The organism is Kolteria novifilia, assembly GCA_007748055.1.
Classification (GTDB): domain Bacteria; phylum Planctomycetota; class Planctomycetia; order Kolteriales; family Kolteriaceae; genus Kolteria; species Kolteria novifilia.
The window spans coordinates 1,052,520-1,067,279 of sequence record CP036279.1; the positions used below are offsets into that span (position 1 = coordinate 1,052,520).

Genomic DNA, 14,760 nt, shown 5'->3' on the forward strand with positions numbered 1-14,760 from the left:
GCGGTCGGCCACGAAGGATCGTCGCCGTAAACCCATATGGCCGTTGACGATCCGGCCAGAAACGAAGGACTGAGTCCATGGGCATGGCGAATCTCGAGCCCGATGCGATCGATCGACGCGACGGCGTCCCCCAGGGCAACTGGCAAGATCGCGTCAACAAAATCTACGAGACGATGCGCGAGATGAGTCTGCACACCGATCCGCAGGAGATGGTGCGCAACTACGGTCGCCGGATGAGCGAGTTCTTTCCCATCGACGCTCGGGTGAGCTTGAGTCGCCGGGGGCTCGAAGGCAAACAGTACCGCATCACGCGCTTCACGGGCTGGAAAGAAGATATCAACCCCTGGGAAGAGAAGGATCGGCTCCCGATTCTCGAGGGAGGCGTTCTCGGAGCGTTGATTTTCGGCGATCGTCCCATCATTCTCGACGATTTTACCGTCGATCCCGACGATCCTGGGGCGGAATACCTCGCGGGAAACCGCTCCTTGATGGCGATTCCGATGCTCGACAAGGGGGTCGCCGTCAACATGGTCGTCCTCATGCGCAAGGAGCCGTTCGCCTTCGATCGGGAACGATTCGCGGAGAACGTCTGGCTGGCGAACCTCTTCGGTCGCGCGACGCAGAACCTCGTCCTCTCGGGGGAAGTGAAGCGGGCCTATGAAGATCTCGATCGAGAATTGCGGCTGGTGGCGAGCATCCAACGCGGGCTGCTGCCGACGGCGATGCCCGAGATCAGCTCCCTCAAACTTGCCGCTCACTACGAAACCTCGCAGCGAGCCGGCGGCGACTACTACGACTTCTTTCCCCTTCCCGACGGCAAGTGGGGAATCCTCATCGCGGACGTCAGCGGCCACGGCACGCCGGCGGCGGTCGTGATGGCGATCACCCACAGTATCGCGCACCTCTACCCCGGCACCTCCTCGGCCCCGAGCGAGATGCTGACGTTCGTCAATCAACATCTCTCCAAGAGATACACCGGACAGATTGACTCGTTCGTCACCGCGTTCTACGGGGTGTACGATCCTGAGAGCCGGGAGCTGACCTACTCGATCGCCGGGCACAATCCGCCTCGCATGACGCGCTGCGGAGCGACCAACGTCCGGGCGATCGATGGCGAAGCGGGGCTCCCGCTGGGGATTTCCAGTGAGGAGGTCTACCCCGATCACGTGCGGCGCCTACGGCCGGGCGATCGGGTCATCTTCTACACCGACGGGATCGTCGATGCCCAGAACCGTCGCGGGGATCTCTTCGGCCTGACCGGCCTCGATCGCGTGCTTCAGTGCACCTGCGACTGTAACGCCGACGAGGTGATCCAAGCGATTCTCGGTGAAGTCGCCAAGTTCTCCGGCGGGCAACTGGCGACCGACGACCGCACCCTGGTCGTCGCGACGGTGAGATGAACGCCCCTACCTAATCTTCTCGTCTGGAAGCTCCGTCTTGATCCCCTCGTCGACCGGCATTTGATCGGGGAGCGCGTCGGTCTCCTTGAGAAGTCGCGCGAGTTCCTTCTTCAGCTCGGCGAGCTTTGGTTGCGACGCGGGATCGTCGATCAGGTTCTTGGTCTCAAGCGGATCTTTCTTCAGGTTGTAGAACTCCGCCTTGTGGCGATCGGGACTGCCATCGCCGTGCGGCGAGTGCATGTACTTCCAGTCGTCGGTGCGGACACCCCGGACGTTGGGCGTGTAGGGGAACTGCTTCTCGTAGTTGTACTCGTACAGGAACGACTTGCGCCAATCCTTGGTGTCTCCCTCCAGGAGCGGCACCATCGATCGCCCCTGCGTCCCCTCGAGTTGCGGTACGCCGCAGATTTGCAGAATCGTCGGAGCAACGTCGATGTTGAGAACCATCTGCTCGATAACTTCCGGCGGGTGCTTGATCAGCTTCGGGTAGCGCATCAGCATCGGAATGCGGATGCTGTCCTCGTACATGCAGCGTTTGTCGATGCCGCCGTGCTCGCCGAGCATGAAGCCGTTGTCGCCCGCGAAGACGATCAGCGTTTTGTCGAGATCGCCCGTTTCCCGAAGCGTGTCCATCACCCGGCCGACACTGTCGTCGATCGACGGGATGGTCAGCCAGTAGCTCTTGACGAACTTCTGGTACTCGTTGAGTCCGTAAAGATTGCCTTCGATGCCATGCCACGTCGGAACGCGGTCCTTGACCCACTTCGGTTTCGGCGGGCCGGTATCCTCGGCGGTTTCCGGCCGTGGGATCGTCACGTGGTCAAGGGCGTGCTCGTACTTCGGCTCAGGAACGAAGGGCCCATGCGGCGCCTTCTGCCCGAGGATCAGCAGGAACGGCTTCTCATGGTCGCGTTTGAGCCAATCGACGGCCATGTCGGTCACGACGCTGGTGTAGTAGCCGGGAACGACGCGGCGATCGCCGTTGATGTTGAACTCGGTGTCGAAGTATTTGCCCTGCCCCCTGTGGGTGACCCAGTAGTCAAAACCGGGTCGTTTCTCGTCGCTGTCTTCGCCCATGTGCCACTTGCCGATGTAGGCGGTCTCGTAGCCATGGCTTTGCAACTGACGCGGAAAACTCGGCAGATCGTTCGGGTAGTCGGTGAAGTTGTTGAGCACGTGATGCGAATGGGCGTAGCGACCGCTCAGGAACGAAGCTCGGCTCGGCGAACAAAGCGACGTGACGACAAACGCGTTGGAGAAGCGAGCTCCCTCCTTGGCGAGCCGGTCGAGATTCGGCGTCTTGATCCACTTGTTGCCGGCACAGCTCATCCCGTCCCAACGCTGATCGTCGGTGAGGATGAAGACCACATTGGGTTTCCGCTTCGCTTCGTCGGCATTCGCCCCCAGCAGCGTCAGAGCGACAACACTAAACAGACTTATCACGTCCAATCCTTCCGGCCAATCGGTGAGCCTTCCCCAATTTTCCCGTCGATTCCCGTCGACTCCCCAGGAGATGGCCCTGAGTATACCGACCCAACATCGTGAGAGAAAGGAGCAGTCGTCGACGAGGAAGGAGTGAGTTGGTCCGAAGCGTCCTCCCGGCAGCGCTCGCTCACGCGAGCCCATCTCGAGAAGCGAAGGAGCGGGCATTGTCCGTGAGAGCCGATGTCGTTTCGGGCGAGAGGAGACGTCAACAGGGAGAGAGATGCCCCGGCAGGATTCGAACCTGCAAAAGCAGAACCAAAATCTGCTGTGTTACCATTACACCACGGGGCAAGGAAATCTTGCCGTCAGGAAGGGAAGGAGGCGGTCACTCGTCCTTCGATTCGGACGGGCTCGCGACATGTCCCCGGCGTTGATTGACCTGGAAAGCGAGTTGCTCCAGACGCAACGCCATGTCGACGGAAATGACCGAAACCTCGTCAGGTACTTTAAGCTGAGTGGGGGCGAAGTTCAAGATGCCCACGATTCCCGCTTGGACGACCTTCGAGGCGACCTCTTCCGCCGCCGCGGCCGGAACGGCCAAAATCGCGAGCACGAGGCCCTTTTCATCAGCGATCCGCGAGAGGTCCTCCATCGGATGAATCTCGTGCCCGAGCACTTTTTTTCCCACCATCTCCGCGTCGCCGTCGAAGACCGCAGTGACTTGGAACCCCCGGCCGGCGAATCCGCGATAGCCGAGCAGGGCGCGGCCAAGGTTGCCCGCCCCCACCAGAGCGGTGGGCCAAACCTTGTCCGTTCCCAACACCGCACGCAGCGACTCGCGTAGCTCTTCGACCCGATAGCCGATGCCGGGATAACCGAACTGGCCGAAGTAGGCCAAGTCCTTACGCACCTGGGCGTCGGTGATCTTGAGAGCCTGACCGAGCTGGTGACTCGAGATCGTCTTCTGCCCACTCTCCAAGAGCGCTTCAAGCTCTCTCAAGTATAGCGAAAGACGTTCGACCGCCGCCTTGGGCGTACCGGTCTCGGATGAATACGAGTTGGACTTTCCTCGACTCATGACGGAACAGGCCTGCCTCATACGCAATGCGAGAACCATCCGCTTCAGAGGGGGCGGCTGGCTTCCACGACATCACAAAATGGAATCAGTGCTGGAGATCGGTCGGAACCAAAGGGTCGCTCGTCCTTGCTCCTCGGCCCGCGGCAACAGGCGTCGTTATTCTTCCCTAACGCCGCAGTTGGGGCAACTCCTTAGCCCACGGCTGGCGACGGCTGGCAAGGTGACATCCTAACCGATAGGAACCATGATTCCCAAGAGTTCGCGGCTCATTTTACCGTCGCCGCCGCCGGGGAAGCGCCCAGCGTCGTTAGTTCCCCAATCGGCCGAGGCCCTGGGACGCGGCAGCGAAGCCAGGCGTAGACATCCCACAGCGCCTTGCGAAAATAGGGCGACCAGTGCATCGCCAGCGGCTTGCGAATCGCGTCGACCTCGATCCCCTCCGACGCGGCGATCCATTGGAAGGACTCGTTCTGGGCATCGAAGTTAAAATTGTCCAACCCGGGGTAGTGCAACAAGATATCCACCTCGCCGGGCTGAATGGGAAGCTGGCGAATCAAGTCGGCGGGATTGGTCTGCCTGACCTTATCGAGGACCTGTTCGCGAGGCCCAAAGACCGGATTGAGAAACCGGCCAGCTCGCAGGCGGATGATCGCGAAGTACTTCCCAACGACCTGGGCCGGACGGTAGAGTTCGCGCCAGCGGTAATTCGAGGGATTAAAGTTGGTGAAGTACCGCCCACTGCGGGCGCTGTAGCGGAAGTTGGCCGGGGCCGCGAGCGCGACGATGTTGCCAAAGTAGTCCCGGTTGCGAAGCCCGAGCGACAACGCCCCGTAGCCCCCCGCCGAGATTCCCAAGATCGTGTGCGCCCTTCGCTCCGGCAGGATCGCATATTGGCTCGACACGAACGGCACGACATCCTGAATGATGTAGTCTCCAAACCGTCCCGAGGATCCGTTGACGTAGAACGAATGAGTCGATGACCAGCGGCGATTGCCCTGAACGATCCCGTCGGGAGCCGCGACGATCATTGGCGGAAGGGTGCCATTGGTTATCGCGCCGTCGAGCGCAAGGATCGTCTTGCGATCGAGAAAGAAACGCTCGTCTCCAAAGGCCCCGTGAAGCCAGATCATGACCGAATAGGCCATGTTCGGATCGTAGTTGGGGGGAAGATAAACATAGAGGTCGCGGCGACAACCCAGGGACTCCGACCAGATGCGACGGTCGGCGCCGTGATTCTTCGTGTAGTCGACTAGGCGGCCGGCAAGCTCCGCATTGAGCTTGGCCAGCGCCGGATCGCCGGCGGGACACTTGGTGCACACGTGACCCGCAACGCAAGTTGCCTGGACACGGCACACGCCACACGTCGTCGCTTCCACGGAGGAAGCGGCACAGTCGGCTCTTCCGACGTTCGGCTGGGATAATACCGCCAACAACAAGCCAACGAGGCAAGCCAGGTCCACGCGCGCTCCTCTACCCAAAGATGTCGGTTTCTCTGGGTATGGTCGGCGTCCGCTCCACGCCACCTTCGCTGAAAGCCGGCGGGTTCGGCCTCCACTGGACATCGTCTGCCCGAGTCTCCGCTTCGACCGCTACAGGAAGACGCGAACACCGGACGGGAACGGGCTCACGCCCCATGGGACGAGGAGCGATGCGTGAACCGTGAAAGAAGCTGGTCACAAACGACCAAGGAAACGTCTTGAGACGTTTGGCGGAAGGCGGAGCGTCCCCCTCATGGCGGAAACGCTGGAGATCGAGTCGCGGAATTCCCCGCGCCGGGCGGGACGAACGGAAGCACTGTCGAGTGTGAGTTCGACCGAGAAGGTTCCCTCGCCCCACGCCGCGCTGACTGATCCGTCTTGGGAAACGCCCGCGTGCTCAAGGTTCGGCGTGTGGAGGTCGTCGTTTCCCAGACGTGCGGAAGGCTCAATTCACGACGGTCGTCACCAAGTCGTCGATCAACATGCCGAGCTGATCACGCGACAGGAGAAACTCGACGTGGTGCCGCGATCGCGAGCTGCGATCGAACCGAATTCGTCCGAGGGTTGTGTGGCGGTCTCCTGTCGCGAGGAGTTCGTAATAGGTGATCTCCTCGTCGGCGACGCGCGGGCTGCTGCTGCGCACCAGCACCGAATGCGACAGCGGATCGAGCTCGATCTGTCGCAGCGGCTCGGTGAGGTAAACGATCTTTCCGCAGAGGATTTCGGCCCGCTTGGCCAACTCGTCGTCCTGCAGTACGCGGGAGACTTCCTCGACAACCTCGAGCCGCTTGAGGGCGCAGCCGTAGCGGTCGCTGCCGGCAATTTGGCAGCGTACCGACACGCCTTGGTCCGTGGCCCAGAAGTCACGGATCCCATCGTCATGGAAAGGCGCCTGCTCCTCGAGCTGACGCCTGATCGTCATGCTGAGACTCATTCTTCACTCTCCTCATCGATTGGGTCGGTCGAATGTTCGGTACCGTCGAAGGACATCAACATCGGTCGATCCTCGATGACGGTCGCCACATGGACGGGTCGGCCCCAAAGCTTGCAAAGGTTCATCAGCACGTCGCGCCCATACGCGACGTCGAGTTCCACCCCGAGAAACTTGTGTCGCAGAAGCATTTCCTTGCGGTTGCGAAAGTTGCCATCCTTCACGTAGATGAAGGGACGTCCATGATTCGTCAGTTGGAACAGAAAACGATCCTTGATCTGTTCAAACTCTCGACTCTCGATCTCGTACTGTCCGTCCTTACGATTGAACGCGAACGAGAAGAATTTGTGCTCCCGGCAGAACTCCTCGGTCATGAAGGTGTCGATGAACGTCACATCGTTGTGGATGCGGCGCACCTCGAAGATCTTCTCGCGGCCGAGTCCGAGTTGTTTGTCCCAACGGCGACGTTCGTGCAAGTCGTCGCACTCGTCGTATTCCTTGCCGAAGCGGCCCTTGTTCCAGCGGTCCTCGATGTCGCGGAAGAGCTCGATTCCGATCTTGTACGGGTTGAACGACCCGGGCGGCATCGCCATCGTCCCCGAGTGATGGTCGGCGAAGTCGACGATCTCGGCGTCGGTGAGCTGGCGTTCGGTCATGATCCGCGAGTGCCAGTAACTGGCCCATCCCTCGTTCATGATCTTGGTCTGGCCCTGCGGCGCGAAGTAGTACGCTTCCTCGCGAATGATGCTGAGGATCTCGCGCTGCCAGGGCTTGAGCTCCGCGTGCTCCAATAAGAAGAGGAGAATGTCCTTCTCGGGTTCGACCGGAAATCGGCTGTAGCGGGACTTTTCCTCTTCCGCGATTCGCTGGGCCTCCGCCTTGAGCGCTTCGCGTGGATTGACGAACGACTCCATGTAGTCCTTTGAATCGAACCGGACCGGCCCCGAGCCGTCGGGAGTCCCCTCGTGATCCTCGACCCGCGGCTTGGGACGGCGACGGATGAAGGGAAGATGGATGTCGATGAGGTCCTCGACCGAAAGGCAGACGTCGATGAAGTCCTCGACCTCGGACTCGCCGACGCGATCCATGATCGAGCGGATGCGATTGCCGTGGTTGGCCATCTCATCCATCATCTTGCGGTTGGTCTTCGAGAACGACTGGTTGCACTTGAAGAAGTCGCAGTGCCCGTAGACGTGGGCCATCACCAACTTCTGATCGACCAGCGCGTTGCTGTCCATCAAGTAGGCGTAACAGGGATCGTTGTTGATGACGAGTTCGTAGATCTTCGAGAGGCCGTAGCGATAGCCCTTGGAGAGCTTCTCGTACTCCATCCCGAAGCGCCAGTGAGGGTAGCGGTTCGGAAAGCCGCCGAGCGCGGCGATGGCGTTGAGTTCGTCGTGATCGACGAGTTCAAAGATGACGTCGAAAAAATCGAGGCCGTAGTTTAACGCGTGTTCCTCGATCTCGACCTGCAAATCACGCAGATCCGCCGGCAACGACCGGTCCAAGGTGAGCACCATTCACTCCATCCTCGAATGGGCCAGTATCCAGGCGGTGATCGCCTCAAACAATCACCACCGGGCTGACAACAATCCTCTTCCATTGCGTTCCGTTCCCAATCGATTCGTTGCCGCCAGCCTCATCCAAAGCCGGCAGCCGGTTTCCTCGTGACCCCAAGACCCGTCCGAGAAGGAAGCGACATCCGCGCCACCTCCTCGAACCATCCCGCGAATGCTCGCCCGCGAGGGGGCGACACCCCCGAATGGCGGGTCGAGACCCACCCAACGGACCTTTGGCAGCCCCGCCTCCTGCTTGCGGAACTCCGCACTCACTACCATATCATCGACTAATAGTATTCTTCGGCAAAATAATACTAGCTTATTTCCCCTTCCCAAGCAGGACTTTGATCGATTCCAGAATTCCGTCCCGATCGGGAATCTCCGAGACCGCCACGTTGTCGATCTCGCCAAACTGGGAGCGGAGCACCTCCACAAAGCGGCCGCTTCCATAGGGACTGGTGACCTGCCCGTAACCAAAGAGGTTCACCGCGGGCACCAGCCGCTCTTTCAGCACGTGCAGGCAACGATCATCGTCGTCGCCCCAGTTATCCCCATCGGAGAAGTGCAGGGCGTAGATGTTCCAGTCCTGCCGCGGGAAATCCCGCTCCATGATGTCCAGCGCCAGTCGGTATGCCGAGGAGATCCGCGTCCCCCCACTTTCGCGGGTGTGGAAGAAGGTCTCTTGGTCGACTTCCGCCGCTTCGGCGTCGTGGACGATGTAACGGACCTCGATCCCCTCGTACTGCGAGCGGAGCCAGGTATCGATCCAGAACGACTCGATGCGAACGATCTCTTTCTGCTCGTCCCCCATCGAACCGGAGACGTCCATCATGTAGATGATCGCCGCGTTGGCTTGCGGCTCGCTGACCGTCTTCCACGTCCGGTAGCGATGGTCCTCCTTGATCGGCACGATCAGAGGCTGTTCGGGCCGATAGGTGTTGGTCGCAAGCTGCCTCTTCAGCGCCCGCTTGAAGGTCCGTTTGAAGTGACGCAGCGACTCGGGGCCGGTCTGACTGATCCCGGTGTACTTGTCCTTGTGATGGACCAGCGTCGGCTGCCCTTTAGGCTCGATGCGTGGGAGCTCGAGTTCCTCGCCTAGGATCTCCGCGAGCTCCTCCAGCGAGACGTCGACCTCGAGCAAGTGCTGACCTGGGCCATCGCCGGCCGAACCGGTTCCATCGTCGTCCTGCCCAGGGCCGAGCGGCTGGCCGACATCCCCTTCTCCGGTACCGACGCCGCCGTTGCCTTTGTCGCCGTAGCGAAAGTGCGGGATGTCGAGCGAAGGGAGCGGGATACTGACCAGATCGCGGCCCCGCTTGCCAATCATCTCGCCGTGACTGAGATATTTGCGAAGGTCCTGCCGGATCCGTCCGCGGACGATCTCCTTGAAGCGGGCCACATCGCGTTCAATCTTCTGAACCATGGTGGACTACCTTCCAACGTCGAATGTTCCAGCTCGTCGCGTTCGGCAAGTGCGCCGCCAAGGCCTCCGCCCTACTGTCGGGAGATTCCCGAGAGCGGAGGCGATCGGATGACCCAAGGTGCCATGCTCGAACGCCCCGGCGCCCCGAACGCGATCGTTCGGAGACGGGTACGGGCGCTCGAGATGGCACCGCGTAGTTAGCTGGAACTCTTGGTCGTACCCCGCGCGAAGATGCTCGCCACGTAGTTGAGCACGTCGGTGGCCGATTCGTCGTTGTAACCGAAGTCGCGAATGAGCCGACTCTTGACGACGTCGATCTTCTGCTGGGTCTCTTGATCGACGACCTTCGAGACCAGGCTCGTCAGCTTGATCGAGTCCTTCTGATCCTCAAAGAGCTTTAGTTCGAGGGCCTTCTGAAGGCGTTCGTTCGTCTTGTAGTCGAACTTCTTCCCCTCAATCGCGAGCGCACCGATGTAGTTCATGATCTCGCGGCGGAAGTCGTCCTTGCGGCTTTCGCGAATCCCGATCTTCTCCTCGATCGACCGCATCAAGCGTTCATCCGGTTCCTCCGGCTGACCGGTGAACTTGTTGATGACCGTCTCCTTCTGCGTGTACGCCTTGACATTGTCGATGTAGTTGCCGCAAAGGCGGGTCATCGCGGCCTCGTCGGCGGCGATGGCGCGTTGGACCTCATTCTTGACGATGTCTTCGTACTCCTCCTTCACGACGGTCAACAATTGGCGATAGTGCCCGCGCAGTTCCTCACTGTTGATCAGCGAGTGATGTTTGAGCCCCGACTCCAACTCGTTCACGACCATGAACGGATTGATCGACGTCGCTTCGGGATGAGCCACCAGGGCGTTGGAGATCTTGTCCTGGACATAGCGGGGCGAGATCCCCTGCATTCCCTCGCGATGGGCCTCCTCCTTCAGCTCCTTGATGTTCTCCTCGGTGAAGCCCGGCAGCGACTTGCCGTCGTAGAGCTTGAGCTTCTGAAGCAACGTCAGGCTCGCGTTCTTCGGCTCTTCCAAACGCGTGAGAATCGCCCACATCGCGGCGATTTCGAGCGTGTGCGGAGCGATGTGCTTGCCGGTGACCCGGTTGCTGTTGAAGTCCTTCTCGTAGATCCGCACCTCGTCGGAGAGCCGAGTGACGTAGGGCACGTCGATCTTGACGGTCCGATCGCGCAACGCCTCCATGAACTCGTTCGACTGAAGCTTGCGATACTCCGGTTCATTGGTGTGGCCGATGATCACTTCGTCGATGTCGGTCTGGGCGAACTTCTTCGGCTTGATCTTGTGTTCCTGGCTCGCCCCCAAAAGGTCGTAGAGGAACGCGACGTCGAGTTTCAGGACTTCGATGAACTCGATCAGCCCACGGTTGGCGACATTGAACTCGCCGTCGAAGTTGAAGGCCCGTGGATCGCTGTCGGAACCTAACTCGGCGATCTTGCGATAATTGATGTCGCCGGTCAGCTCCGTCGAGTCCTGGTTCTTCTCGTCCTTTGGCTGGAAGGTGCCGATGCCGACACGATCCTGCTCGGAGAAGAGGAGCCGGCGAACGCGGACGTCTTGAATCACGCGGGTCCAGTCGCCACCGTATTTCCGCATTTTGTCGTTGTAGACGCGTCGACAGAAAGGATTGAGATCCCCTTCGATCTTGATCTTGAACTCGGGCGTTGAGAGCTTCTGAAGCAACTCGGCTCGGTCGGCCCGCGGAATGAGCTTGAGCGGCTCCTCGTGCATGGGGCACGGGATGATGTTGGTCGGATCCTCGTCGTCGACCCAGCCGTAGGTGTAGAGAGCCCCCTCGTCGGTGCGTGAGTAGTGTTCGAGCCCCTTCTTGAGGAGGCGTGCGATCGTACTCTTGGAACTTCCCACGGGACCGTGGAGGAGCAGAACACGTCGTTCGATGCCGTAGCCTTGGGCGGCCGACATGAAGGCGTTGACGAGATCCATCAGCGGACGGGTGAGCCCGAAGACGCCGTCCTTGCCATCCTGAATGGGATCGTCGAAGAAGTTGTAGCGGATCAACTTCTCCCGGCCGCCCTCGAGCGTTCGCTGGCCGTACGACATGACCATGTCGTAGACGCGTTGCCACGAGTTGCGGGCGACGGCGGGACTTCGAGCGACGATTTCGAGGTATTCCTCGAATGAACCTTCCCAGTGTTCCTTCTGGTACTCCTCAATATTTTGTCGTTGCGCGATCAAATTAATGAGGGCACGTCCATCCTCCATGATCATAAGCTCGCCTCCTTTTCAGCGGTGCGAACGATTGGCCGAGCGGGGGCGCAACCGTTAAGAGTCCATGTAGATGCCAAAGAGACCACCAACGAACACGTCGGTCCCCACGTCCGCGCATGCAAAAAGGTCGCGAACGAACGTTCATCCCAGGTTTTGCTGAAAGGACCCCGGAGTGTATGAGCGGCAGGCTTTTAACCAAATCAGCGGTAAGCGGACCGCAGGAAATGTCAGATGTACACGGTGATGGGAAGACAAGCAGCGTCTCCCGAGCCACCACCATTTGGGGTCTACTACGATCATAACTCAATCGTGAGGAACTTGCAACACGCAACCAGGTTTCCCAGGCCGCCGATCTTGCCAAAGGCAATCCATCTTCTAAGATGGGCCATCTGGGAATATGCACCAACGAAGCCCCTTTCGGCTTCTCTTTCGAACGGTGCTTCCCGTCGGGCTTGCTCTTCCCCCAACCGGAAATCATAGACGGAATTGTCGCCGACCGGGTTCGGTTTTCGCGGAAAGTCCACAATCGCACCCGACGACGGACGTCAAGCGGCCCCGCTTTTCGCGGCCAGCAACGACATCGCTTGGGTTGAGATTGGACGAGAAATCGAGCCATCACCCGCTCGGCAACAGCCTTCCAGTCGCCAAACCCACCCTCCCGGGTGCCATGACAGCAACTCTGGGTGCCACGCTCGCGTGGGCATGCGGAGCGGACGTCGTGAGTTAGAAAGGATTGACGAGCCATCGCAGGCTCGGGAAAGACGGATAGGGTGAACGAGCGGTAAGCCGCTCGAGCGGAGTTCAGCAGACGTGTGTCTGAACCCGCCATCCGTCGGTCCTTGACGGAACGGCCCCTCGCGTTCGCGCATTGGGCCATGTTTTCAAGCGGTCTCTCTTACCGCCTGAGGCGAAAGGGCTCAACCCCACTTTCGGATCAAGCCCTTCGGGACCGTATTCTCCAAACGTGGCACACTCAGGGATACGCCATGTAGTCCCGCATGATGCCCCACGCAATCGAGTCGTTGCCGCACTCGTCGATTTCGAGCTTCACCACGCTCCCTTCCCCATTGCGCTCGACGTCGAAGACGTACTGCAACCCTTCCTTCGAGCCACGAATCTGGGCCTTGTTCTCGCCAATCTCCGTGATCCCGATGCTGATGTCCCGTTGCTTCATGATCCCTTTGACCACTTCGACGGAACGCTCCATCGATTTGTCCGACTGCTCTTGGGCCGACGTGGGAAACCGAAAATGCTCCCCCTTGATGACCAAGCTTTCCAAGGCCTTGGGCATGGCCGAGCAGCCAGCCCCGAGGGCGACCGCCCCGATCAGAAGAAATCCCCCGACAGCGCGCATGGCGCTCTCCTCCCTGACAGGTATCGTGCCGCGAACGTTGTTCCTCCACGAGAAGCCGCGACTCAGTCGAGCCGACAGGAGCCACGGCAAATGCCAGGCTCGTTCGCTCCTCGACCGAAGGCGTTGTCCTCGCGGAGATGAAAAGACAATTGGATTCGGCAGCCCCATACGGGAATCCGCGAAACGAGGGAACCCCAATCTGTCCAGAGAGAGACGGCCCGCGACGAGACCGATGCTGGCGTTGACACGATCCGGGGCGAAAGTTACCAACCTCACTTGCCGGGATGACGGGGGGCATCCCCCGTCGAGAGTTCACCGGTCCCACGCCCCTCGCGACGGATGGTACGCGACAAGACGGAACCGGACGGAGGATAGACGTTGACTAGCACCACCACGAGTCTTCTTTGCTTGACCCTAGCCACCTTGGGCGCCGACAGCGGCAAGGTTTACGAACTGCGTGAAACGGTCCAGCCCGGACAACAAACCACCACGACCGTCGAGTTGACCATCAAGGGCCAAATCCAGTCGAGCGACATGATCCTGCCGATGGCCGGCCGCGCTCGGCTCGTCTACCCCGAGCGCGTGATCGAGGTGGGTGACGACGGCCTGCCCAGCAAGGTCCTCCGCTTCTACGAGGACGCTCGGGCCAAATTCGTCATCGCCACCGACCACAACCCGCGCCAACTCCGACCCGACGGCCGTCTCATTGTCGGCAAGCGGGACGACAACAAGATGATCCTTTGGCCCGTCGCCGGCCCGGTCACCGGTGACGAGATGGAGCTCATCAAGGACGCTCTCGACACGACGGCCCTCGCGGGTCTCCTGCCGACGACGACCGTCGCCAAGGGCGAACCCTGGAAACCCGAGGTCTCCGTCATCCAAACGCTTGCCGGCTTCGACCATTTCGCGTCCGGTGACGTCTCCTGCGAGCTCGAGTCGATCGACGACGCCAAGGCAACCATCATCGGCAAGGGCAAGGTCGTCGGCATCTCCCTCGGCACCCGCGTCGAGTCCGAGATCGACATGAAGCTCGTCTTCGACCGCAAGAAGGATCTCATCACCGAGGTCGAGTGGAAGCAGAAGGACGCCCGCGCCGTCGGTCCGGTTAGCCCCTCGGGCCAGTACAACGCTACCGTCACGGTCAAACGCGACCGTCCCGAGAAGACTGTCCTCACCGATGAGATCGTCAAGCAAACGCCGCTCAAGGAAACGCCCGTCTCGCGTCTGGTCCTCTTCGAGGATCCCGCCCACGACGTTCGCTTCCACTACGGCCACGACTGGCACATCACCGCGCTGCGACCCGATCAAGCGATCCTCCGCCAGTTCGACGGCGAAGACTTCCTCGTCCAGCTCAACGTCACCTTCCTGCCCAAGCGGGCCGCGGGGACGGTGATGTCGATGGACGAGTTTCAGTCGCTGATCATGCAGGACAAGGGTTGGACCGTCGAGGAAGTGATCGGCTACAACGAAAACGTCCCGACCGACGGCAGCTACAAGGTGAATCTCCTGACCGCTCACGGACACGCCGGCGGATCGAAGCTCGTTCAGAAGCACTACCTCGCCACCGGCAACGCCGGACAGCAGGTGATCTTCAGCTTCCTGCTCGACCCCGACCACGACGAGCAGCTCGGCACGCAGGATCTCTCGCTGGTCAGCACGCTCGAGTTCCCCAGCCGCACCGCCCAAGCAGACGAGAACCCCAAGCGTTAGCCAACACGTTTCGAACAATCCGCAAGCCGTAGGCTGGGGCGACAAGCCCCAGCTTTTTTTGCGCGCGGCGACCTTCCATTCCCAGGGTGCGCCAAGCGCGTTCCTGGTCCCATCAAGTCACTTTTTTCGGCAAAGCTCCCGAGTCCACAGCCCTTCTTA

Annotated in this window: 10 protein-coding genes and 1 tRNA gene; 2 read left to right on the top strand and 9 right to left on the bottom strand. The window is 60.4% G+C overall.

Annotated elements, in window-relative coordinates; genetic code table 11:
• Positions 1-77 precede the first annotated feature (77 nt).
• Positions 78-1,400 carry a PP2C family protein-serine/threonine phosphatase gene (locus Pan216_RS03895; RefSeq protein WP_419193231.1) on the top strand — a complete coding sequence of 441 codons (1,323 nt, stop codon included), beginning with the start codon at positions 78-80 and terminating at the stop codon, positions 1,398-1,400.
• A 6-nt stretch (positions 1,401-1,406) separates the two neighbouring features.
• Here the strand turns inward: Pan216_RS03895 and Pan216_RS03900 are convergent, their stop codons facing one another.
• From Pan216_RS03900 to Pan216_RS03940, 9 genes are all read right to left on the bottom strand, one after another.
• A complete protein-coding gene (locus tag Pan216_RS03900; protein WP_419193232.1) occupies positions 1,407-2,843 on the bottom strand; it encodes a sulfatase family protein in 1,437 nt (478 codons plus the stop codon).
• 262 nt (positions 2,844-3,105) lie between these two features.
• Positions 3,106-3,176 (bottom strand) — tRNA-Gln (locus tag Pan216_RS03905).
• Positions 3,177-3,210: 34 nt separating this feature from the next.
• Positions 3,211-3,903, bottom strand: coding sequence for a redox-sensing transcriptional repressor Rex (locus Pan216_RS03910; protein ID WP_145255085.1), 693 nt, complete (start codon positions 3,901-3,903; stop codon positions 3,211-3,213).
• A gap of 266 nt (positions 3,904-4,169) precedes the next feature.
• Positions 4,170-5,222, bottom strand: coding sequence for an alpha/beta hydrolase (locus Pan216_RS03915; RefSeq protein ID WP_419193233.1), 1,053 nt, complete (start codon positions 5,220-5,222; stop codon positions 4,170-4,172).
• Between the two features lie 604 nt (positions 5,223-5,826).
• Complete coding sequence (locus Pan216_RS03920) at positions 5,827-6,315, bottom strand: hypothetical protein (RefSeq protein WP_145255091.1); 489 nt, start codon at positions 6,313-6,315, stop codon at positions 5,827-5,829.
• On the bottom strand, positions 6,312-7,832 hold the full coding sequence (locus tag Pan216_RS03925; RefSeq protein ID WP_145255094.1) for a SpoVR family protein: 1,521 nt from the start codon (positions 7,830-7,832) through the stop codon (positions 6,312-6,314). Before Pan216_RS03925 ends, Pan216_RS03920 begins: the two co-directional genes overlap by 4 nt.
• 358 nt (positions 7,833-8,190) lie before the next feature.
• Complete coding sequence (locus tag Pan216_RS03930) at positions 8,191-9,294, bottom strand: DUF444 family protein (protein ID WP_145255097.1); 1,104 nt, start codon at positions 9,292-9,294, stop codon at positions 8,191-8,193.
• A 197-nt stretch (positions 9,295-9,491) separates the two neighbouring features.
• Positions 9,492-11,531: a PrkA family serine protein kinase gene (locus tag Pan216_RS03935; RefSeq protein ID WP_145263606.1), complete on the bottom strand. Its 2,040-nt coding sequence runs from the start codon at positions 11,529-11,531 to the stop codon at positions 9,492-9,494.
• Between the two features lie 979 nt (positions 11,532-12,510).
• Positions 12,511-12,891 (bottom strand): hypothetical protein, encoded by a 381-nt coding sequence (locus Pan216_RS03940; RefSeq protein WP_145255100.1) that lies wholly within the window; start codon positions 12,889-12,891, stop codon positions 12,511-12,513.
• A gap of 378 nt (positions 12,892-13,269) precedes the next feature.
• Between Pan216_RS03940 and Pan216_RS03945 the strand changes: the two genes are divergently transcribed.
• Positions 13,270-14,601: a hypothetical protein gene (locus Pan216_RS03945; RefSeq protein WP_145255103.1), complete on the top strand. Its 1,332-nt coding sequence runs from the start codon at positions 13,270-13,272 to the stop codon at positions 14,599-14,601.
• Positions 14,602-14,760: the final 159 nt, after the last annotated feature.

Excerpts from the sequence above, each read along its gene's own strand:
- Pan216_RS03895 (WP_419193231.1), top strand. The coding sequence starts at position 78 with ATGGGCATGGCGAATCTCGAGCCCGATGCGATCGATCGACGCGACGGC.
- Pan216_RS03910 (WP_145255085.1), bottom strand. The coding sequence starts at position 3,903 with ATGAGTCGAGGAAAGTCCAACTCGTATTCATCCGAGACCGGTACGCCC.
- Pan216_RS03920 (WP_145255091.1), bottom strand. The coding sequence starts at position 6,315 with ATGAGTCTCAGCATGACGATCAGGCGTCAGCTCGAGGAGCAGGCGCCT.
- Pan216_RS03925 (WP_145255094.1), bottom strand. The coding sequence starts at position 7,832 with ATGGTGCTCACCTTGGACCGGTCGTTGCCGGCGGATCTGCGTGATTTG.
- Pan216_RS03930 (WP_145255097.1), bottom strand. The coding sequence starts at position 9,294 with ATGGTTCAGAAGATTGAACGCGATGTGGCCCGCTTCAAGGAGATCGTC.
- Pan216_RS03935 (WP_145263606.1), bottom strand. The coding sequence starts at position 11,531 with ATGGAGGATGGACGTGCCCTCATTAATTTGATCGCGCAACGACAAAAT.
- Pan216_RS03940 (WP_145255100.1), bottom strand. The coding sequence starts at position 12,891 with ATGCGCGCTGTCGGGGGATTTCTTCTGATCGGGGCGGTCGCCCTCGGG.